This is a genomic window from Clostridium caldaquaticum, assembly GCF_023806125.1.
In the GTDB taxonomy this organism is placed as follows: Bacteria; Bacillota; Clostridia; order Clostridiales; family Clostridiaceae; genus Clostridium_AT; species Clostridium_AT caldaquaticum.
This window is the reverse complement of the sequence record NZ_JAMSKT010000006.1, coordinates 77,383-99,987: the sequence shown is the minus strand read 5'-3', so window position 1 is coordinate 99,987 and position 22,605 is coordinate 77,383. Positions and strand designations below refer to the sequence as shown.

Annotated in this window: 21 protein-coding genes and 1 other RNA gene; 1 reads left to right on the top strand and 21 read right to left on the bottom strand. The window is 31.7% G+C overall.

Annotated elements, in window-relative coordinates:
• Window positions 1-11: 11 nt before the first annotated feature.
• The 18 genes from secF to M2651_RS05230 form a co-directional block, all read right to left on the bottom strand.
• Complete coding sequence (gene secF, locus M2651_RS05315; protein ID WP_252131307.1) at window positions 12-899, bottom strand: protein translocase subunit SecF; 888 nt, start codon at window positions 897-899, stop codon at window positions 12-14.
• A gap of 6 nt (window positions 900-905) precedes the next feature.
• Window positions 906-2,165 carry a protein translocase subunit SecD gene (gene secD, locus M2651_RS05310; RefSeq protein WP_252131306.1) on the bottom strand — a complete coding sequence of 420 codons (1,260 nt, stop codon included), beginning with the start codon at window positions 2,163-2,165 and terminating at the stop codon, window positions 906-908.
• Window positions 2,166-2,244: 79 nt separating this feature from the next.
• Window positions 2,245-3,606, bottom strand: coding sequence for a thioether cross-link-forming SCIFF peptide maturase (gene scfB, locus M2651_RS05305; protein ID WP_252131305.1), 1,362 nt, complete (start codon window positions 3,604-3,606; stop codon window positions 2,245-2,247).
• A 93-nt stretch (window positions 3,607-3,699) separates the two neighbouring features.
• A complete protein-coding gene (gene scfA / locus M2651_RS05300; RefSeq protein ID WP_252131304.1) occupies window positions 3,700-3,837 on the bottom strand; it encodes a six-cysteine ranthipeptide SCIFF in 138 nt (45 codons plus the stop codon).
• Between the two features lie 67 nt (window positions 3,838-3,904).
• A complete protein-coding gene (locus M2651_RS05295; RefSeq protein WP_252131303.1) occupies window positions 3,905-4,273 on the bottom strand; it encodes a TIGR04086 family membrane protein in 369 nt (122 codons plus the stop codon).
• 82 nt (window positions 4,274-4,355) lie between these two features.
• Window positions 4,356-4,649 carry a preprotein translocase subunit YajC gene (gene yajC / locus M2651_RS05290; protein ID WP_252131302.1) on the bottom strand — a complete coding sequence of 98 codons (294 nt, stop codon included), beginning with the start codon at window positions 4,647-4,649 and terminating at the stop codon, window positions 4,356-4,358.
• A gap of 45 nt (window positions 4,650-4,694) precedes the next feature.
• Window positions 4,695-5,825, bottom strand: coding sequence for a tRNA guanosine(34) transglycosylase Tgt (gene tgt / locus M2651_RS05285; RefSeq protein WP_252131301.1), 1,131 nt, complete (start codon window positions 5,823-5,825; stop codon window positions 4,695-4,697).
• A gap of 26 nt (window positions 5,826-5,851) precedes the next feature.
• Window positions 5,852-6,877: a tRNA preQ1(34) S-adenosylmethionine ribosyltransferase-isomerase QueA gene (queA, locus tag M2651_RS05280; protein ID WP_252131300.1), complete on the bottom strand. Its 1,026-nt coding sequence runs from the start codon at window positions 6,875-6,877 to the stop codon at window positions 5,852-5,854.
• A gap of 32 nt (window positions 6,878-6,909) precedes the next feature.
• Window positions 6,910-7,944: a Holliday junction branch migration DNA helicase RuvB gene (gene ruvB, locus M2651_RS05275; protein ID WP_252131299.1), complete on the bottom strand. Its 1,035-nt coding sequence runs from the start codon at window positions 7,942-7,944 to the stop codon at window positions 6,910-6,912.
• A 12-nt stretch (window positions 7,945-7,956) separates the two neighbouring features.
• Window positions 7,957-8,550: a Holliday junction branch migration protein RuvA gene (gene ruvA / locus M2651_RS05270; protein WP_252131298.1), complete on the bottom strand. Its 594-nt coding sequence runs from the start codon at window positions 8,548-8,550 to the stop codon at window positions 7,957-7,959.
• Between the two features lie 129 nt (window positions 8,551-8,679).
• Window positions 8,680-9,255 (bottom strand): hypothetical protein, encoded by a 576-nt coding sequence (locus tag M2651_RS05265; RefSeq protein WP_252131297.1) that lies wholly within the window; start codon window positions 9,253-9,255, stop codon window positions 8,680-8,682.
• A gap of 125 nt (window positions 9,256-9,380) precedes the next feature.
• Window positions 9,381-9,798: RNase P RNA component class A (gene rnpB, locus M2651_RS05260), an RNA gene on the bottom strand.
• A 93-nt stretch (window positions 9,799-9,891) separates the two neighbouring features.
• Entirely contained in the window at window positions 9,892-10,704 is an 813-nt protein-coding gene (locus M2651_RS05255; RefSeq protein ID WP_252131296.1) for a Nif3-like dinuclear metal center hexameric protein, read from the bottom strand.
• On the bottom strand, window positions 10,701-11,387 hold the full coding sequence (locus tag M2651_RS05250) for a tRNA (adenine(22)-N(1))-methyltransferase (protein WP_252131295.1): 687 nt from the start codon (window positions 11,385-11,387) through the stop codon (window positions 10,701-10,703). Before M2651_RS05250 ends, M2651_RS05255 begins: the two co-directional genes overlap by 4 nt.
• 36 nt (window positions 11,388-11,423) lie before the next feature.
• On the bottom strand, window positions 11,424-12,305 hold the full coding sequence (locus M2651_RS05245) for a PH domain-containing protein (RefSeq protein ID WP_252131294.1): 882 nt from the start codon (window positions 12,303-12,305) through the stop codon (window positions 11,424-11,426).
• 106 nt (window positions 12,306-12,411) lie between these two features.
• Window positions 12,412-13,494 carry an RNA polymerase sigma factor RpoD gene (gene rpoD / locus M2651_RS05240; RefSeq protein ID WP_434062136.1) on the bottom strand — a complete coding sequence of 361 codons (1,083 nt, stop codon included), beginning with the start codon at window positions 13,492-13,494 and terminating at the stop codon, window positions 12,412-12,414.
• A 5-nt stretch (window positions 13,495-13,499) separates the two neighbouring features.
• The gene (gene dnaG, locus M2651_RS05235) at window positions 13,500-15,269 is read right to left on the bottom strand and encodes a DNA primase (RefSeq protein ID WP_252131369.1); all 1,770 of its coding nucleotides are present in this window, start codon (window positions 15,267-15,269) and stop codon (window positions 13,500-13,502) included.
• 211 nt (window positions 15,270-15,480) lie between these two features.
• Window positions 15,481-16,509 carry a deoxyguanosinetriphosphate triphosphohydrolase gene (locus M2651_RS05230; RefSeq protein ID WP_252131292.1) on the bottom strand — a complete coding sequence of 343 codons (1,029 nt, stop codon included), beginning with the start codon at window positions 16,507-16,509 and terminating at the stop codon, window positions 15,481-15,483.
• Between the two features lie 125 nt (window positions 16,510-16,634).
• Here M2651_RS05230 and M2651_RS05225 point away from each other — a divergent pair, with 125 nt between their 5' ends.
• Window positions 16,635-17,702: a CotS family spore coat protein gene (locus M2651_RS05225; RefSeq protein ID WP_252131291.1), complete on the top strand. Its 1,068-nt coding sequence runs from the start codon at window positions 16,635-16,637 to the stop codon at window positions 17,700-17,702.
• 576 nt (window positions 17,703-18,278) lie between these two features.
• On the opposite strand, the gene M2651_RS05220 is transcribed toward M2651_RS05225, so the two are convergent.
• From M2651_RS05220 to M2651_RS05210, 3 genes are all read right to left on the bottom strand, one after another.
• Window positions 18,279-19,940, bottom strand: a complete 1,662-nt coding sequence (locus M2651_RS05220; RefSeq protein WP_252131290.1) for a CE1 family esterase — start codon at window positions 19,938-19,940, stop codon at window positions 18,279-18,281.
• 306 nt (window positions 19,941-20,246) lie between these two features.
• Entirely contained in the window at window positions 20,247-21,527 is a 1,281-nt protein-coding gene (locus tag M2651_RS05215; protein WP_252131289.1) for an SLC13 family permease, read from the bottom strand.
• Window positions 21,528-21,592: 65 nt separating this feature from the next.
• On the bottom strand, window positions 21,593-22,579 hold the full coding sequence (locus tag M2651_RS05210; protein ID WP_252131288.1) for an alpha/beta hydrolase: 987 nt from the start codon (window positions 22,577-22,579) through the stop codon (window positions 21,593-21,595).
• Window positions 22,580-22,605 lie beyond the last annotated feature (26 nt).

The following is a 22,605-nucleotide window of genomic DNA, read 5'->3' as shown; positions in this document are numbered from 1 at the left end:
GAGGTTTTTTATTATGCATGACTAACTGCCTTAAGCTTCTTTGCTCTATTTTTAAATATAACCCAGAAAGGTGTAGCTATAAAAACAGAAGAGTAAGTACCAGAAATTACCCCAACTAATAACGGAATAGTAAATTCCCTTACAGTTGGTACAAAATAATATACTGATACTAATGTAATTATTACAGCCATACCTGTATTAATAGATCTTGCCATAGTCTGAGTCATACTTGCATTAGCAAGTGCAGTATAATCTGATCTTTTCATATATTTTTGATTTTCTCTTATTCTATCAAAAACCACTATTGTATCATTTATTGAATATCCTATAATAGTAAGCATTGCTGCAACAAATGCTGAATTTACAGGAAGCTTTAGTATTGCATAGAAACCTAAAACTACAAGTACATCATGCACTAAAGATAAAAGTGCTGCAGCACCGAACTTAAATTCAAATCTTACTCCAATATATATGAGCATACCTACAATCGCAATAGTTAATGCAATTAATGCTTTTTGCTTTAACTCTGAACCTATGGAGGCACCTATAGTTTCCTGTGAAAATAAAGCTGAGTCCTGCAAATTATACTTCTGCTTAAGCTCTGCAAACATAGATGCTACATTCTCTCCCGTTATATCCTTGCTCCTAATCTCAAGCTCTGGTAAGCTTTTACCTTCAACTGTAGCAAAATTTGTTTGTGCATCTGGTGCATATTTAAGGATAATAGTATCTAACTCTTTTTTGTCAACTTCTTTGCCTAAATCAATTTTTATAATCGTTCCACCTGCAAAATCCAATCCAAACTGCAATCCATTTTTAACCAAAGAAACCATTCCTATAATTATTACAACTGCTGAAATTAAAAACCACAGCTTAGTTTTCTCTATTATCTTTAGCATAATACCTTACCTCCTAACTACATTTCTTACACCGAAGGTTCCTATGGTGATTTTATTTAATATTCCCATTTTAGCAGCTAATTTAATTAAAAATCTTGATACAGTAATTGCTGTAAACATACTTAATAAAACACCTATAATAAGCGTTAGAGCAAAACCTTTTACAGCACCTGATCCAAGGTAGTAAAGTATTATACCTGATATTACTGTTGTTATATTTGAGTCTAATACAGAAGTCATAGCACGATGAAATCCTGCATCAATTACTGATTTTATACTTTTACCAGTTATTAACTCTTCTTTCATCCTTTCAAATATTAGTACATTAGCATCTAGTGCCATACCAGCAGATATCAAGAATGCTGCTATACCTGATAATGTAAGTGTAGCACCAATTGAAGAATAAACTATAAGAAGAAGAACCATATATAAAACTAAAGCTAAACAAGCTATTAGACCAGGTACTCTATAATAAAGCACCATAAATAAGAAAATAAATATTAAAGCTATTACTCCGGCCTTTATACTCTGTGCCATAGCGTTTGCTCCCAAAGTTGGTCCTACAACCTTAACAGAAGCTGTTTTCACAGTAAGTGGAAGTGCACCTGACTTTATTATGCTTGCTAATCTTTTCGCTTCAGCCAAATCCTTGCTTCCAGTTATTACAGCTTTTCCATCATTAATAACCGCTTGAACTGTTGGGTTACTAATCATGTCTTCATCCATATATATAGCTATTTGCTGATTTAAAAACTTTTGAGTTGCATCTGCAAATTTTTTAGCTCCTGCATCATTTAATTCTAATCCTACAATTGGTGCGCCTGTTTGCTGATCAACCTGTGTAGTAGCATCTTTAACATCACTTCCAGTTAATATTTCGCTATTATCAGGACCAACAAATTTTAACTTACCAGTTTTACCTACAGTATCAATAACCTCTTTAGTGTCGAATCTATCAGGAATATCTATTCTTATTCTCTTAGATCCCTCCTGTTGAATAGTAGTTTCGCTTACCCCCATCTTATTAACTCTCATAGATAAAAGCTCTAGGGTTCTGTCTATATCTTCTCTTTTAATGTTGCTTTCTTGTATTTCCATTACTAAAGAAATACCACCTTTTAAGTCTAGTCCTCTTTTAACAGTTTCAGAAAATGGTCTGATTCTATAATCTCCAATCGTTAAACCATAAGCTCCACTATAGGCTAAAAAAGCTATTACTAGTATAATAACTAAAAATAATGCCGTACTTTTTACTTTAGTTTTCATTTTTATCCCCCTCTGCATATTTCATAGAGTTAATTATATTACTTTTAAAAAACTGTGTCAACTTTAGGCATTTATGTTATTATTTTTCCATAATTTTAGATTTTAATGCAATTGCACACTCAATTCGTTTTTTCTGCATTTCACAGCCTAACTCATAAGGAATATGAATATCTCCATTAAAATTAAAATTATTTGCCTGACAACCTCCGCTGCAGTAGAATCTTGCCCAGCATTCTCTGCAAATTGGCTTGTTATATATATGAGCTTTTTTAAATGTTTCTGATATTTCCATATCTATATTTCCATCAAAAACAGTACCCATTTTATAGGCTTCATTTCCTACAAACTGATGACATGGATAAATGTCTCCATCTGGAGTAACCGCAACATATTCATGTCCAGCACCACAGCCCGATATTCTTTTATAAACGCAAGGTCCGCCCTGTAAATCTATATTAAAGTGGTAAAATTTAAAAGGTCTGCCTTCTTCATTCATTTTCAATAGTTCATAATAAATCTTATCGTATTGTTCAAATATTACAGGTAAATCTTCCTTTCTTAAAGAAAGCTCATGCTCATCTGGAAGAACGACTGGCTCTACAGACACTTCATTAAAACCTAAATCTGCCAAGTGCTTCACATCTTCATAAAAATCAGTATTATCTCTTGTAAAAGTACCTCTTACATAATACTGTTTTGACTTATCTCTTTTTTCAACCATCGCTTTGATTTTAGGCAGTATCCTTTCATAGCTGCCACTTCCATCGACTCTTACCCTCACATTATCATTTACAGCTTTTCTTCCATCTATGCTTAATACTATGTTTCCCATCTGCTTATCTATATATTCTATTATTTCATCATTAAGTAAAGTAGCATTTGTAGTCATAGTAAATCTGATTGTTTTATTATGTATTTTTTCTTGTTCTCTTGCATAATCTATTATTTCTTTAATCGTTTCAAATGCTAATAGTGGTTCTCCACCAAAAAGATCAATCTCAATATTCTTTCTAGGACCTGAATTATTGATAACAAAATCTATAGCTTTTTTCCCTACCTCAATACTCATAAGCTTTCTGCACCCTTTATATTCGCCTTCATCGGCAAAACAATACTTGCATTTTAAATTGCAGTCATGAGCTACATTTAGGCAAAGAGCTTTAATAAAAGATTTTGATTTATCATTCAAAGCTATATCTTCATATAAATCTTCTGTATATAACATCCCTTCCTTAACAAGCTGCACCAATTCTTCATACGCTTCTTCTATTTCGGTAGCCTCATACTTATCTCTATATTTTTCTTTAAGTTCTTCCAAACTCTTTAATTCATTGTCATCTAAAAGATCAAAAACTAACTCATCAATTAAATGTACAACTCCTGAATTTACATCAACTACATAACGTTCATTACCTTGAATAAATTTATGAATTAGTGACAATTTATTTCTCCTCCCATCAATCAATGCCAAATATATGTAACTATGTTCTTATAAATTTAAAGCAGTAACCTTGAGTTACTGCTTAAGAATATATTAATTTTCACAAGCTAAATTAGCAACTGTGCAGGAAGTTTTGCATGCTGACTGACAAGAATTAGCACATTCTTTGCATCCTGGTTTCTTTAAGCTATCTTTAATATTAGATTTGTTAACTGTTGTGATATGTTTCATCCTAATTCCTCCATTTCTAAAGCTTTCCACAAAATTATAGCATAAATCACCAATAAAATAAAGTATTTTATAGATTTATTCCCAGCATTCCAGATAGTGTACCTGTAACTAATGCTAAAAGTATTCTCCAAATATCTTTTACAGCAAATCCATCCTTTCCTAAAATAATGGCTGTAACATATAGAATTAATATGTATACTAGAGATACTAAAATGCCAACCAACCATCCTTTATTGTTTATTTTTCTAGTTGCATAAATGCAGCCATAAATCACACTAACCATGGTTGTTATTAAAATACATAGAGATAATATATTGTCCCCAATGCTGCCGTAGGTTTGTACAAGTGCTAGGATGAATGCAAAAATCAATGTGATTATACACCCTCTTAGAACACCTTTTCCTATGTAAATGTAGTTCTTTTTAAGTTCCTCCAAATATGGCACCTCCATAAAATTATTTAGAATAAAAAACATCCCTTTTCTAATATTATGTATGTAGAAAAAGGATGTTTTATGATTATTTTTCTTTACTATTTTTTTCTTCGCTATCAGCATTTAGAACATGAGAAATACCGTTTTTATCTAGTTTTATTCTCATTCTATCTGGTCCGGTTTCAAGTATAACGAATTTATCTTGTATATTAACAAGTTTACCTATTATACCTCCTCTAGTCATAACCTCATCATTTACTTTTAGACCATTAATCATAGCATTATATCTTTTTTTTCTTCTGCTTTCAGGAACAAAAATGAACAGATAAAAAAGTGCTATCATCAATATAAATGGCGTATAAGCTAATATATTTTGCATTATATCCCCCCTTTCTAATCTGGCCTATATTTATTAAATATAAATTTAAGCTTTTTCATTCCAATCTGATAATTTTTTATTTTTGAATTCTTCAAAATAATCCCCATCTATAGCTGCTCTTATTTCCTCCATAAGGTTGTTATAAAAATACAAATTATGCAAAACACAAAGCCTCATTGCAAGCATTTCCTTAGCCTTAAAAAGATGTCTAATATAGGCCCTTGAATAAGACCTGCAGGTAGGACACTGACAATGTTCATCTATAGGATTAGAATCCATCTCATACTTTACATTCATTATGTTTATTTTACCATATTTAGTAAATACATGTCCATGTCTTCCATTTCGTGCAGGCAAAACGCAATCGAAAAAGTCAACTCCTCTAGATACTGCTTCTAATATATTTTCAGGAGTACCAACCCCCATTAAATATATTGGCTTATCTTGAGGCAGATGCGGTACAACTGCATCTATTATTTTATACATTTCCTCATGAGTTTCTCCTACCGCTAATCCCCCTATTGCATACCCATCTAAATTCATTTTTGTTATAGTCTTAGCATGTTCTATTCTTATATCCTCATAAATTCCACCCTGATTTATTCCAAAAAGCATTTGCTTCTTATTTATTGTATCTGGAAGCGAATTCAGTCTATCTATTTCCTCCTTGCATCTAACAAGCCATCTGGTAGTTCTTTCTACTGATTGAATAACATATTCACGAGTAGAGGGATTAGGTATGCACTCATCGAATGCCATTGCAATAGTTGATGCTAAATTGCTTTGAATCTGCATGCTTTCCTCAGGTCCCATAAATATTTTTCTGCCATCTATATGAGAACTAAAGTAAACTCCTTCTTCTTTGATTTTTCTTATACTTGATAAGGAAAATACTTGAAATCCTCCTGAATCAGTAAGTATTGGTCTATCCCAATTCATAAATTTATGCAATCCGCCTAAATTCTTTACAACTTTATCTCCTGGACGCAGATGTAAATGATATGTATTGGACAGCTCAACCTGACATCCGATTTCTTTAAGATCCATTGAAGACACCGCACCTTTTATTGCAGCTAAAGTTCCAACATTCATAAACACAGGAGTTTGAATTACTCCATGTGGGGTATCAAACTGTCCTCTTCTTATCTTTCCAGTCTTTTTGAGTAATTTGTACAAGCTTTTCACATCCTTTTTATCTTCTGTTATTTCAAAAACATAGCATCACCAAAACTAAAAAATCTATATTTATTATTTACAGCTTCATTATATGCATTCATAATAATCTCTTTGCTTGAAAATGCACTTACTAACATAATAAGTGTAGATTCTGGAAGATGAAAATTTGTTATTAGAGCATCTACTATTTTAAATTTATACCCTGGATATATAAATATATCTGTCCATCCTGTTTGTTCTCTAACTCTTCCTTGTTCATCAGCTATAGTTTCCAAGGTTCTATTTGATGTAGTTCCTACTGCAATGACTCTTTTTCCACTTTCTTTCGTTTTATTTATGATTTCTGCAGTTTCTTTAGTCATAACGTAATACTCTGAATGCATTAAATGCTCTTCTACCTTTTCTGTTTTAACAGGCCTGAAAGTTCCAAGCCCAACATGAAGAGTTACAAATACTATATTTATTCCTTTTTTCTTTATTCTTTCTAAAAGTTCATCTGTAAAATGCAGCCCAGCAGTTGGAGCGGCAGCAGAACCAATCTCTTTAGAATAAACTGTTTGATATCTTTCCCTATCTTCAAGTCTTTCTTTTATATATGGAGGAAGAGGCATCTGCCCTAGTCTATCCAGAACTTCTTCAAAAATTCCTTCATAATCAAATCGTACGATTCTATTGCCTTCCTCACCCATTTCTGTAACTTCGGCTTTTAATTCCCCATTTCCAAAAACGAATTTTGACCCTATCTTTGCTCTTTTACCCGGTTTAACAAGTGTTTCCCAGCTATTTTTATCAATTCTTTTTAAAAGTAAAAACTCTATCTTGCCTCCAGAACCTTCTTTTTCACCAATAAGTCTAGCTGGCATAACTCTAGTATTATTTAAAACCAAGCAGTCCCCAGCATCTAAATAATTTATTATATCCTTAAATATTTTATGTTCTATTACTCCAGTGTTCTTATCTACCACCATAAGCCTTGACTCATCTCTTCTTTCCAAGGGATGCTGAGCTATAAGCTCTTCAGGTAGATGAAAATAAAAATCTTTAACATCCAAATATCTCACCTTCTTTTGTTATTATTGATAACTTACTTGCCATCGAATATAGTTAATTGGCCAATATTATTTTGTGTTCTGTTTCTTTTTAGATGGTTATAGGTTTTATCTGTTGCCATCCTTCCTCTAGGTGTTCTTATAATAAATCCCTTTTGAAGAAGATACGGTTCATATACATCCTCAATAGTATCAAGTTCTTCTCCAATAAAATAAGCTAATGTCTCGAGCCCTACAGGTCCTCCATTAAAATTATCTACTATAGCTTCCAATATCTTATTATCAATTCTATCGAACCCTTCACTGTCTACATCTAAAAGCTTTAAAGCAGCTCTTGCTACATCTAAATTAACAATTCCATTTCCCCTAACTTCACTATAATCTCTTACTCTTTTTAAAAGCCTGTTAGCTATTCTAGGAGTACCTCTTGAACGTCTAGCTATTTCAAAAGCTGCATCTTCCTCTATAGAAACACCTAATATTTGTGCTGAACGTATTATTATAGTCTTTAATTCATTATCCTCATAAAATTCCATAGGGCAAAGCACTCCAAACCTGTCTCTAAGAGGTGCAGTTAAGAGCCCTACTCTAGTTGTGGCTCCAAGCAAAGTAAATCTAGGCAAATCAATTCTTATAGACTTAGCCGATGCTCCTTTTCCTATAACTATATCTAGAGCATAATCCTCCATAGCAGGATACAATATTTCTTCTACTGTTCTATTTAACCTATGTATTTCATCTATAAACAAAACATCAAAATCGCTTAACCCAGTTAGTATAGCAGCCAAGTCTCCTGCCCTCTCTATAGCAGGTCCTGATGTTATCTTTAAGCTTCCATTCATTTCTTTTGCAATAATATTTGCAAGAGTAGTTTTTCCAAGTCCTGGTGGACCATATAAAAGTACATGATCCAAAGCTTCCTTTCTTTTTTTTGCTGCCTCAATAAATATATGCAGCTTCTCTTTTACTTTATTTTGGCCAATATATTCTCTAAGATTTTGAGGTCTTAGACTATACTCTATATCATTGTCTTCTTCAGTATTTAAAGCTGTAACAATTCTATTTTCCATAAATTATTCTCCTTAGCTCATAAGATGCTTTAAGCTATTTTTAATAATGCTCTCCACTGTATCATCTTTTGAAACTTTTTTCAATGCACTCTCTGCTTCTTTTTCGGAATAACCAAGAGCAAGTAGAGCTTCTAAAGCTTCTGATAAATTTTTGCTTATTTCTTTATGTTCTATAATATCTTTATTTTCAGTTATAAAATCATCATTTTTTAATTTATCTCTAAGTTCTAATATAATTCTTTGTGCAGTTTTTTTACCTATTCCTGGTGCCCTAGTAAGAGTTTTTTCATCTCCTGTTAAAATAGCATATTTTAAATTAGTTACGCTACTAATTGAAAGTAAGGATAATGAAGCTTTAGCTCCTACACCAGTAATACTGAGCAATAAATTAAACATATTTAATTCATCCCTTGTTAGAAAACCATAAAGTCCAATAAAATCCTCTCTAATTATTTGCTGAAGAAAAAGAGTAACTTTTTCATTAGTCTTTGGCATACTAGCAAGAGTAGTGCCTGATGTATATATTTTATACCCAATTCCATTATTATCTATAATAATATAATCTTTATTAACTCCTATGAATATACCTTTTATATATTCGTACACTAAATTCACACCCTTCAACTAACTGCTTTTCATAGTATGTCTATATATTTTGCATATCTTACTTTAATTTGTCAATTCATATATTACTTTATCATTTTTAAAAAATCAATACAATAAAAAAACTCAGGGCTATGAACTATATTCCCCAAGTTTTTCTTCTACTTCTTCTCTGCTATTAAATTGAAAATCTTTAGAACCATTAATTAAAAGGTTATAATCACCTTCTGTAGGAACTTGTATATCTGTTACATCGTTACTTTCATCTTCTATATACATGTTGCCATTTTCATCTGTTTTATAAATAGCAAAGCACCGTCCTTTTACACCCAATACATATTTATTTGGAGCATAGCTGTCAATCCTTTTAATTAAAATTACCTCTTTTGCAGACATACTTTCTACTATGTATCCTTGTTCTTCAAGATTCTCTTTACTTTTTCCTAAAAACTCTGAAACTTTAACTTCTTTAATATTTATATCTCCGCTTTTTTTATATTCGGTTTTCAATATAATTTTTGTATTAGATGAAATTTTATCTCCTAAAGTTAAATTTGATGTAGGCTTATCTACATTATTAACTTCGCTCACCTTAGCTTTCTTATTATCATTAAATTTATTAATGGCCCACTTGTAGCTATATATGAAAGAAACAAACAAAAAAGCTATAATTCCAATTGTAATTATAATATATTTTCTTTTAGACATGATATCCCTCCTTGACTGATATTATATCCAAAAGAATAAAAAATATTCAAATGTAGCATTATAAATTTTTATTATTTTCAATAAAATAAAAACACCAGGCTAAAACCTGGTTTTGCTTCATGTTATTAATGAGTAAGCCTATAAGCCGAGTTCTGTATTAAACAGTCATCTATCTAGGCCTATTGTTACCAATAGGCTCAAGCGACACACCCGAAGGCGGAGCGGGCAACTCCTTCATCTTAACGATGATGCCTTCCTATTCGGTCTTGCTCCAGGTGGGGTTTACATAGCCGCAAAGTCGCCATTGCGCTGGTGAGCTCTTACCTCGCCTTTCCACCCTTACCTGAGCAGAAGTAATCAGCTTTATAATCTAACTTCTGATTTCTAAACTCTAACATCTGCTCAGGCGGTATATCTCTGTTGCACTTTCCTTAGAGTCGCCTCCACTGGGGGTTACCCAGCACCCTGCCCTATGGAGCTCGGACTTTCCTCTCCTTGAACGCTAAATTATTAGCTTCAAGCAGCGACTGTCTGGCTTACTCAACGAATACAATAATATCATAGTTTAAAATTTAAATCAAATAAATCTTTATACCAATTTTAGAATAATAATAATAAAATAGTACTTTTTAATAATTAAATAAATTTATATGCAGGTTTACTATTTTCAGCTATAAATACAGAATTATTATAACCTAATTTTATTATTTTTTCCTGCAGAATTTCAGCCACTATCTTCATAGCAGGCCATTCAGTTTCAAAATGTCCTGCATCAATAATCCCTATACCTTCTTCTGAATACTCGCTAATATAATGGTAAGTAGTATCTCCGGTTATTATACAATCTGCACCTTGTTTTTTAGAAGCTTTAAAATAATCTTCTCCGCTACCGTTAATTATAGCTAATTTACTAATAAGCATTGATTCATCTCCTGCATATCTTAAATATTCAATTTGTAAAGCCTTCTTTACAGCACTGCATAGTTCCAGCAAACTAACTGGTTTATTAAGGGTTACTATTCTTCCTATGCCCTGATTATCAATATTATTACATGGATTAATATGTTCAATTATATCCCATTGTTTATATCCTAAAAGCTTTGTAATAATATCATTTAAGCCACCTCTTGTTATGTCTAAATTAGTGTGACAAGAGTAAAGATTTATATCGTTCTTAATAAGTTTTATAATTTTTCTTCCCTGTATTGTATCTGTTGTTATAGATTGCGGCTTTAAAAAAAGAAGCGGATGATGAGTAACTATTGTATTACACCCTTTTTCTATAGCTTCATCTATTATTTCCAAAGTACAGTCTAAAGCTACCAACACAGAAGTAACACTACTTTCTAAATCCCCAACCATTAGTCCAACATTATCATAACTTTCCTTTAGCTCTACAGGAGCAAAGTTTTCCATTAATTCTTTAATATGACTTACTTTTAACTTCATCGTTTAAGCAACCCCTCTAGACTTTTAATTTTTTCAATAGTTTCAGCTCTTTTTCTTTCAGAGTTTTCAGTGTACCCTGTTATATACTCTTTTATTTTATAGTATTTTTCTAGTTTATAGCTAATATACTCCTTTAATAACGGATGTTTTTTATCTATAAGCACTTTGCTTATTTCATAATATATAGGATTTAAATTTATAGGTTTTCTATCAAACTTTATCTTCATTATTTCATAAAATTTATTATCCTCTACGCATAATTCCTCATCAATTATTTTATACCCGCACTTATATATGTATTCTCTTAAAACTTCAGGATTTTGTACTGGCTGTAGTACACAATAATCAATGCTCTTAAACACATCAATTCCTTCTTCAATGATATCTCTTATAAGGTTGCCACCCATTCCAGCAATTATGGCACACTGCACTTCACTAGGTTTTATGGTAGAAAATCCTCCCCCTAATCTGCACTCAATTCTGTCTGATAAATTCTCAAGATATATATTTACTTTTGCCTTTTCCACAGGCCCTTTATTTATGTCTGTAGCTATAGCGCTTTCACAAATCTCATTTTTTATAAGATAAATTGGAATATATGCATGATCTGTTCCAATATCAGCAATCCTTGTACATTTTTCTACCATTGAAGCTACCTTCTTAAGTCTTAAACTAAGCTCCATAATTCCTCCTGATAAAAGTAAAATGTTGAATTTAAATTATTTAAATGCATAAAGTATCCTAAATTGTATTAGCAAAAATGATAATGCTATTACTAATGAAATATATATAAATTTTTTAGCAGATTTTATATCATATTTAGCATAAAAATGTGAGGCATAATACATACAAAATAATATTGCCATATTTAATACACCATAAATCATCTGATTAAAAGCAAATTGCTTTCCACTTCCATAATCTACAGGAATAAAAGATGAATCAAAATTAAGCGGCATTTTATCTGGAAGCTTTCTAGTCAGGTAAAGAACAAATGGATTAAGTGTTAATGTAGTAATAATAAGACTAACAATTATAAAAGGGATCATAAAATATTTATCTTTATATAAATGTACTTCTTCTTTCATTCTATATTCCCAATCCAAATTTCTAATACCCTTATTATTTAAAAACTCCTCAAATGCAAAATAATCTTCAGGTGACAGTGCATAATTTGTATCACCTGACTTAAGATACAATATTTTTTTACTTGAAGTTACATAAATATTAGTTGTTCCGATTTTTTTTATAAAAGATTTTCCAATTGCAAAACTATTAGTTATAATTCCAGATAGTTTTACCCCATTTATATTTCCACTGTTGATTTTATAACACTCAATTTGTTTTAATGAGATTTTAATTTTCCTTAGAAAACTAGAAATATATACGTTTTCATCATCTAAGATATACTTTATAGAAGAATAAAAAAGTATATAATATAATTGATAAACAGTAAAAATAACAAAAAGAAGCTTAAGCAAACTTGAAATCACATAGGAATTAACAAAAAAAACTCCCAGGATTATTAAAATATCATAAAATATTAACATAGCTAATAAATAATATACTCCTATTCCTTTTAAAGGTTTATAAACTACCATATTATCACCTCTTTATTAAGAATTATACCATAATAGTGTACAATTAAAACAGATTATTTTTAAAATATATCTATAAATATAAAAAAAGCACCAGTTTATCAGGTGCTTAATCTAAATAATCCTTTAATTTTTTGCTTCTGCTTGGATGCCTTAGCTTACGAAGAGCCTTTGCTTCAATTTGTCTAATTCTTTCTCTCGTAACATTAAATTCTTTTCCAACTTCTTCAAGAGTCCTTGCTCTACCGTCATCTAAACCAAATCTCAATCTCAGAACTTTTTCTTCTCTAGGTGTTAATGTATCCAACACATTTATAAGTTGTTCCTTTAACATAGTAAAAGCAGCTGCTTCTGCAGGTGCTGGCGCTTCATCATCAGGTATAAAATCACCTAAATGACTATCTTCTTCTTCACCTATAGGTGTTTCTAAAGATACAGGCTCTTGTGCTATCTTCATTATCTCTCTTACCTTATCAACAGGCATTTCCATTACCTTTGCTACTTCTTCAGGAAGAGGCTCTCTGCCAAGCTCTTGAAGAAGCTGCCTTGAAACCCTTATTAATTTATTTATTGTCTCAACCATATGTACTGGAATTCTTATTGTTCTAGCTTGATCAGCAATAGCTCTAGTAATTGCTTGCCTAATCCACCAAGTAGCATAAGTACTAAACTTAAAGCCCTTTCTGTAATCAAACTTTTCTACAGCTTTAATAAGTCCTAGATTCCCTTCTTGAATAAGATCAAGGAACAGCATTCCTCTTCCCACATATCTCTTTGCAATACTGACTACAAGTCTAAGATTTGCCTCTGCTAATTTCTTCTTAGCTGTTTGATCTCCAGCTTCTATCCTGTTAGCAAGTTCAATTTCTTCTTCAGGTGATAAAAGCGGTACCTTCCCAATTTCTTTTAAATACATCCTAACTGGATCATCAATTGCTATCCCTTCTGGAATTGATAAATCTAGATCTTCTTCGGGAACTTCAATATCCTGCATATCCCCAATAACATCTATGCCCATGTTCTCCAAAACTTCATATATCTTTTCTATCTGTTCTGGACTTAAATCTATTTCCTCTAACTCATCCATTATTTCTTTATAGGTTAAAGTGCCACTTTTTTTACCCTTTTCAATCAGCTTTTTCACTAATTGCATTTTTGCACTCTTATCTTTCATAATATTGCCTCCTTCCATAACACTTATAGTCTAGCTAACTCATTTTGAATATTAACCATATCTTGTGTTAATTTTAAAGAATCTTCAAATTGACCTTTTTCTTCATAAAACTTTATTTTTTTTCTTATATCTTTCATAGCTTCTTCCAATTTATATTTTTTAATCTCCTTAAAACAATCATCTATAAATTTAATAAAATCATCATTCTCATATAAAAGTTCCAATTCTAATAATGATATCCACTCCCTGGAACTATCTATGTCGTCACATTTAAGCTCTACTAATTTTTGTCTTTCGTTAAATTCAAAGTCTATATATTCATTAATTAACCTATAAATTTTTCTATGACTTTCCATTATCATCATATCTTCAGAAAAATTTTTAATTACATAATCATAAGCTTCCTTACGCATATTCATAAGTTTCAATATACTTCTTTCAGCCTTAATATATGCAGGCTCTAAATATAATTTTTGTCCAAAATTATCTACAGTATTTATATTTCCACTTTTATTTACATTTTTTTGTATTTCACCAGATATTAAGTCATATATTGCCTGTTCTTTTATTCCAGTTTCTTCTGCTATTTTTTTTATATATACATCTTTTTGCAGTGGATTTAAATCAGTAAGTATTAACGCTGCATTTTTAACATATCTTGCAAGCATTTCTGGATCATTAAAATTTGTTCCTTCTCCAATTTTTTTTATTTTATAATCTATAAGAGGAAGTGCTTTATTAATAAGTTTTATAAATTCTTCTCGTCCATTGCTTCTTATAAATTCATCAGGATCTTTTCCCTGTGGAACAGTTAAAACTCTAACGTCAAAACCTTCATTTTTTAATATTTCCAATCCTCTTAAAGTAGCATTCTGCCCTGCTGCATCTGCATCATATGATATTATAATTCTGTCAGCATATCTCTTTAAAAGTTTAGCTTGATTTGTTGTAAGTGCGGTACCTAAGGAAGCAACTACATTAGTGATGCCTTGTTGATGTAAAGAGATACAATCTAAATAACCCTCTACTATTATCAACATTCTATCTTTTAAATTGTTTATAGCAAAATTCAAACCATAAAGGTTGATACCTTTTTTAAATATATTGCTTTCAGGCGAATTTAAATATTTAGGCTTAGAATCATCTAACACCCTCCCACCAAAACCTATAACTTTACCCCTATGGTCAAACACAGGAAACATAACTCTGTTTCTAAATCTGTCATAAAAAGAATCCTTTTGACTTTTAATTATTAGTCCAACATTAAGCATATCTAATTCAGTATATCCTTTACGTTTTAAAAAATTCATCAGGTTGTTCCAACTATCTGGAGCATAACCCAATCCAAATTTTCTTATAGTAGCTTCAGATATACCTCGACCTAAAAAATAAGACATAGCACTTTTATTGTTTTTTAGTTGAGAAAAAAAATATCTAGCTGCGTCAACATTTAATCTAAATAGTTTTTCATTAATATCTCTATTTTTTATACCTTCAGAATTTTCATCCTCTAGCTGGATATTTGCTCTTTCTGCAAGTAGCTTCACAGCCTCAATAAAATCCAAATTTTTGTATTTCATTACAAATGTGATCACATTTCCTGCTTCTCCACATCCAAAGCACTTAAAAATTTGTTTTTCTTGAGATACACTAAAAGAAGGGGTTTTTTCTTGATGAAAAGGGCAAAGCCCAGCATAATTTCTACCAGATCTTTTAAGCTTTACACTTTCTGATATTATATCTACAATATCATTGCTTTCCTTTATCTTTTGGATGATTTCTTCTGAGATTATCACTGAAATCCTCCCACCTAACTTTTATATATTCATGACAAGTTTTATTATATTCGACACAAATAACTATATTCCTTCTAAAAAATATATTTTTTTTAATTTTAAATAATATTTTAGTAATAATAATATTCTTTATAAAACTTAAAAATCCTTCTTTAACTTAACAAATATTATTTTACCCATAATATAACAAAAATTATTCCTTAATTTTTTAATATATAACAAATTTTGGTACATAAATACTATTAAATAAAAAAAGACAGTAATCATCACTCATTCCGGAAATATAATCAGCAACACCTTGATATAATCCTTCACTTTCAGCTATTTTCTTATAAAATTCAGGCATTTTTTCATGATTTTTTAAAAAATAACAAAATACCTGCTCTAAAACAAACTTAGCTTTATCTCTTTCAATTTTTAAAATTTCTCCTTTATATACATTTTCAAACATATAAGTTCTTAAATCATTAAGTGCATTACCTATATCCTCACTTAAAGAAACTTCTATAGTGCCATTTTCTATATTTTTTAAGGTAGTATATATACAATCTTTAACTAAAGTATCTATCCTTTTACTATGATTATTTCCAAGTAATTCTATAACATCTTTAGGAAGCTGTTCTTCGCTTAATAGGCCAGCTCTAATAGAATCATCAATATCATGATTCACATAAGCTATCTTATCACTGAACTTTACAACCTGACCCTCTAAAGTAAATGCTTTTTTAGACGAAGATGAAAAACCACTATGATGTAAAATTCCATCTAATACCTCTTCTGTTAGATTCAATCCTCGACCATATTTTTCTAATTTAGTAAGCACTCTTATACTATTTTCATTATGCTTAAACCCGTTGGGCAATAATTTATCTAATACATCTTCACCGTTATGAGCAAAAGCAACATGACCTATATCATGACCTAAAGCAATAGCTTCAATTAAATCTTCATTTAAGCCTATGCCCTTTCCTATAGTTTTAGCTATTTGAGCAACCTCTAATGTATGCGTTAATCTAGTCCTATAATGATCTCCTGAAGTTTTTATATATACTTGTGTTTTATGTTTTAATCTTCTAAAGGATTTACTATGTATTATTCTATCTCTATCAACCATAAAAGGTGTCCGTATCTCATCATTTTCTTCTTTAATCTTCCTACCCTTAGTATTATCTGAAAAAGCTGCTACATCTATTAATATTTTTCTTTCATAATATTGTATTTTTTCTCTTATCAACATAGTAAAATTCACCCCAATAATTTAATTCTATATATTTATGAAAATCCCTTTTTTTATTTAATATGTATATTACAAAAACTTTATTAATATCATAGTATTAAGATTGCTATTTAAGGAGTGTTATTATGCCCTATGAGGCTAAATCATATAATACAAATCTATTATCTGAAGAAAATATAAAAAAATACGTCCTTCCATACTATAATTTGGAAAATTACCAAGTTACTCAAATTAAATTTAAAGATACAGAAAAGCAAAGAGCTGTATATAAGGTAACTAATGTAGAAAACTCATATTGCTTAAAAAAAATATATTTTTCTATAGAGGAGCTTCTTTTTGTTTATTCAGCTGTAGAATGGCTTTATAGAAATGATATAAAAGTACCTAGAATATTACCTACAAAAAATAAAAGTCGTTTTGTAAACTTTGAAAACATGCTCTTTATTTTAACTCCTTGGGTTGAAGGTGAAAAATGTAGTTATGACAATTTAGAAAATGTACTTCAAGCTAGTATTAATTTAGCTAAAATACATAGTTGTACAAAAAACTTTAAACCTATCTCTGGAAGCAACTATCGGACAGGCTTTGAAAACCTATATAGTTCATTAAATAAACATTTTCAACAATTGCTTACATGTTCTAATCTTGCTTTCAAACATGGCGATAAATTTTCAAAAATTTTCTTACAGCATTTTGACTCAAATTTAATTTTAGCTCAAAAAGCTGCTAATATCGCATCTACTATAAACAATACTAACCTATTTATTAATTTATGTCATCTTGATTATGTAAATAAAAATATATTATTTGATAACTCGGGAAATATTTGGACAATAGATTTCGACAAATGTAAAATCGATTATAGAGTACACGATTTATCATATTTTTTGAGAAGATTATTAAAAAGAGACAATACTAAATGGGACTTGGAGCTTGCTATAAATTGTTTAAAACTATACGAAGATATATATCCACTTAATCTGGATGAATATAAAGCTATCCTTGTTTATCTGGCATTTCCACAAAAATTTTGGAAAATATCTAGAGATTACTATAACAATATAAATAAATGTAATAAAAATTCATTTATTACACTTTTGAATAAGAGTTGTTCTAAATCTGATTATCATCTTCAATTTATCGATGGTTTCACAAAGCATATAGAAAATAAGTTTCATACTTACATAATATAAAAAATCACCAGATTGCTCTGGTGATTTTTTATATTAAATAATTTCTTGGATTGGTGTTAGTATAGTTTTGTAGACACAATAACTCGAACAAATTAAAACAAAAATAGAGATAGAATGTGTCTACAAAATGGCAAGAAATCAATCAGTTAGTTTTCCTCAATATAGCTTATTCCCGGAATACACAGTCCTATAATAATTAAGCAGATGTTTAACTGCCACAAATTAGTCAATAATGCGAATAATATCTTAAACATAAAATCCCCAATTCCACTAATTAAGGCAAATTTACGGAAAGAAATTCTTTTTAATATTTTGGTGATAAATATATAACCTGATTTTGCAGCAAACTGCAATTAAAAAACTGCAAAAGCTACAAACTAGCCATAAAATATTTTACTGTTATGTTTTTTAATTCTATATTTTTTCCTTTATATATTTTAAGTGCTTTTTCATTTTTTGAAATTTATAATATAAAAATATTTGTTGGTTTCAATATATTAAGAGGAATGCTGTGTCAAAAAGTTTGCTTCTCCTTTTAATATATATACCTAATATTTTCCACAATGGTACACTTTATTATTTGGAATCGGCATCAATAACTTTTTTTGAACCCTCAGGTCGACTAAAGCGCTTCAAAAATGCCCATGCAGCACGGCTTTGATCATATACGGCACCATGAGGCATGTTTTTCATAAGTGTAAAGCAGACTCTTAGCTTACCCTCCATGTTATTGTATAAGAAAGTCTTGAAGCGGTCACCATCTGTATATTTGTTTTCTTTTGTGTAATAATTCTCGCCGTCAAGCATCCCATCTGGGATAAATTTCATAGGATTACGTTTTTCAGCTTCTCTAATCCTGCAATTGTTTACTTTAAGCATATTCTCCAGCAAGCTGTCCAAGTTATCCCATAAAGGTACTTTTTCATCATTATCGCCAGCATAAATAAAACATGGAAGTTCATAGCCCTTTGATAATATTTTTTCAAAACTGTCAATAAAAGGTGCATTCCATGGAGAAATTGCAGCAAAAAGCTCAGGATGGAGATTTGCTACCTGACGTGTTAACATACCACCGTTAGAAAAGCCAGTAAGATATACTCTTGTCTTATCTATTGAATATGTTTCATAAAGCTTATTGATAATATGTCCAAATACTTCACTATCACGTTCAGGCAGCCATATGTTTAGTGGTGAATCAGGCAGAACCAAAATAAATTCCTTAGTTTCATCCGCAAGTTTATCCCATCCGTTCTTCGTTGAAAAAATCCATGCTGGTTCTCCTCTGCCATGAACACTGAAGACAACAGGAAGTCCTGCAGCATCTTTTTTATTCATTCCCTCAGGAAGATAGGTGGAAAATTCGTACTTATTATTATTCACTATTACTGAGTCATGTGCATAACGCTCGGACTCATAAAAGGCAGACTTGCTAAGGTATGGCTTTAAAGTACCATCCGGAGCATTCTTCCACCGAATGAATTTATTGAAAAATTGGTTCATAACTTTCTTGGCAAGTGCCGGAACAGCCTCAAAATCCCCGACAGAAACTCTGATTTGAGCAGCTTCCTCGATTGAATTTTTATAAAGCTCTGTGCTTATGCCATCATATTCTAACATTTCAGCAGAAGCAGTGATTTGGTTACTCTTAGAAAAATATGCAAGGGCCTCTTTTGCAAAACTTTTATTCTGTACAAACATCCAAAGACAAACCGGGATATCGTGGTTTTTCTTATTATAGTCAGGACTTACGTTACTTACTAGCCAATGGTCTGAGGGGTTAAGCCCTGATGTATAATCACAGGGTACACCATTAATAAGAGCAACACCGGCAAAACGATTTGGAGTTGTAACAGTCACATTTCCTGCAAATACTGCACCCTCTTCATAGCCAACCAAATAGACAAGCGTTTCCCAACACCAGATTAATCCATCTCGTCCAGGTATAGTTACATCACTTTTTGATTTAAAATTTTTTCTGGTTTCATCATAAAATTCTGCAATCATTGAAGAGCTTTGCTTATACCAGCCATTTTTCGCAATTGGCATGACAAGAACTGCACCATCGTCTTCTGCCAGTTCAAGCCATCCTGAGTCCTTTGCAAATTTCTCCAAAGCCTCATATGAGCGAACAGCTCTATCAGGAGCACAAACATAAATTGTCTTTGCAGGAGTATATGAGTTTGCTTTTGTTGAAATATAATAAAACACTTCATATTTTTTTGAAATACTATTTTCCATTTTCTCACATCCAATCTATTTATTTTATCCCATTACTTGTCATACTAATTTTCGTTTTCTTCAAATATTCAAAGATGTACAGGTATCTCACAGTTCTTAATAGCGTAATCCTCATTAACAGTTTTGTCATTCACTATCTATACTGTCTCACTGCTTTAGAATAGTCATTTGTATACCATTAATCAAGACCCCCCTCACAAACATATGTAAAAATAATAACATTAATGTATCTGTATTCCTTTCACCCATTAACTTAAGGAGAGCCAGCAACAAGTATAGCCGCCAGCTCTTACTAACTATATTAAATTACATTGGGAATACTACCACAGCGCCAATTGCCAGACCAATAATCTGAATTAAGTACATCGGAATCGCGTACTTGAAGAACTGTGCAAGTTTGTAATTACCCATACCTAAAATCATTGCTGGCATTCCATCGATTGGCAGGAAACCACCACCCCAAGCAGAAACAGTAACTGCAGCAGCAAGACCTATCGGATTTAATCCAAGACTCATACAAGTTGCAATACCGATAGGAGCAAAGATCAATAAGGTACCGATGTTCGAACCAGTCAGTGTAGCACATGCACTAGTAAGCATACAGAACATTAGCACTAGTATGAATGGGCTAACACTGCCACCCATAGATTTTGCAATAGCTTTACCGACCATGGCTGTGAAACCGGTATTAGCAAGTCCATTAGCTACACCAATTACACTGGCCATCATAATTATCAATGGAGAAAAGAAATTATTGCGTGCCTCCTTAAAGTCAAACACATGAATCAAACAAAGTACAGCAGTTGCAACGCCTGGAAGAATATATGCGATTTCCCCCATACTGTTTGCACACATCATTCCAACAACAGAAGCTATAAATGCAATATATGTAACATTCTCTTTCCATAATGGTAATGTTGAAACCTGCACATTCTGCTTTTTCTCTACTTCAGTCTCTTTATCTTTATTAATATCGTAATCCGGAAGAATACGATAAGCAATCAATGTCCAGACTAAGAATGCGACTGACATAAATACAATCATGACAGAAAATTTTGCCATTGGAATAACGCCATTATATTTCGCACTTTTCAAAAGGGAGTTTGAAAATCCTAAAAAGAACGCAACATTGACCGGAATTAAAGCTCGTCCTGAAGCAAATCCTAATGGCATAAGTAATTTAGAATTTGGTAACTTCTTGTTATATGGAATGGTAGATGCAATTGTAAGAATCATTACATAATAACCAGTCATACCAGCCATTAAGCTGGCACCTAACATAACAACAATAATAAGTAGCACATATGCTGTAAAGCCGCCTTTTACTGCAAGGTTCGACATAACGGACTGAATTTTCTTCATAAGTCTGGTCTTCTGAAGCCCTGCCATAACTGCTAAGAATCCTGCTATCATAATTACATTTGTATCTATAAATCCTGCAAATGCATCCTTAATAGTAGAAACCCCAGTCAATACCATTAAACAAGCAGCCACTAATGGTGGTGCACCAAAAGCAAATTTATCGGACATAATCATACCAATCATAAGAATTACAATTGCAAGAGCGATAATCATTTGAAGTGTCATTTTTAACTTCCCCCTTTTTTATTCTTTTTTAATCCATAATTGATATTTTTGTCGCAAATGAAGTATTACAGACGATCCTTCAAAAATTGATAAGCAAATTGATCAACTCTTTCTCCCAGTGAAGGTCCATGTCCACCATAAGAACAGCAAATCATAGTTACATCAGCACCGACACCCAGTAAAGCGTGATATAATAACTCCGTATGCTCCGGGTCTACCAATGGATCATGTCCTCCATGTAATAAACATACCGGAACACAATCCTCTCTTACGTAAGTAATCGGACTGCATTTTTTTAGCAACTCCACATACTTCCAGTCAGGACTGGTAGTATCCTTCCTCTTTATCAAATCGGCAAGTGATTTGATATTACGTCCAGGTCCTACATAGCCAACGGCCAATGCCGGAATTGAATCTGCATTCCCGTTGCTAAGATTATCTACTTCAGTACCCGTCAGATCCTTAACCTGGCCATCCATAGCGTCTGCTTTTGCCACAACATCATAGCATAGGTCAGAAGGAGCATAAAAGATACTCGCTGCTTTTATTGTACTGTCATATTCCAAGTTACCTCCCACATCGCCTTCAATTTCAGGCTGATTTCCTCCAATAGAAAGCATAGCTGCCAAATGCCCACCGGCTGAATTTCCCAATGCACCGATGCGGTCAGGGTCAATATTATATTTTTTATAATTTGCTTTCAAGAAACGAACACATCCCTTTACATCATGGATGCAAGCTGGAAAAATACTCTGATGAATCAACCGATAGTCTGGGCAAACAATCGTATATCCTTCTTCTATTAGACGAACTAAATCACGACAGTATACTGCCTTTTGAGTCACCTGCTTATATTCTCCCCAACTCCAGCCACCGCCAAAAATATAGATGATGCAAGGACCTGGCTCAGTCTGATTTAAACTCTGATATATATCCATCTTCAAAGTGTAAGGCTGCCCGTTGTCCAAAATTACCTCAGCATATGTAACATTCTCAAAACGTGGCGCCTTCTCAGGCGGACATAAGGGTTTTACTTTTGGTGCAACATACATTATATAAAACCACCTTTCTTCAATAC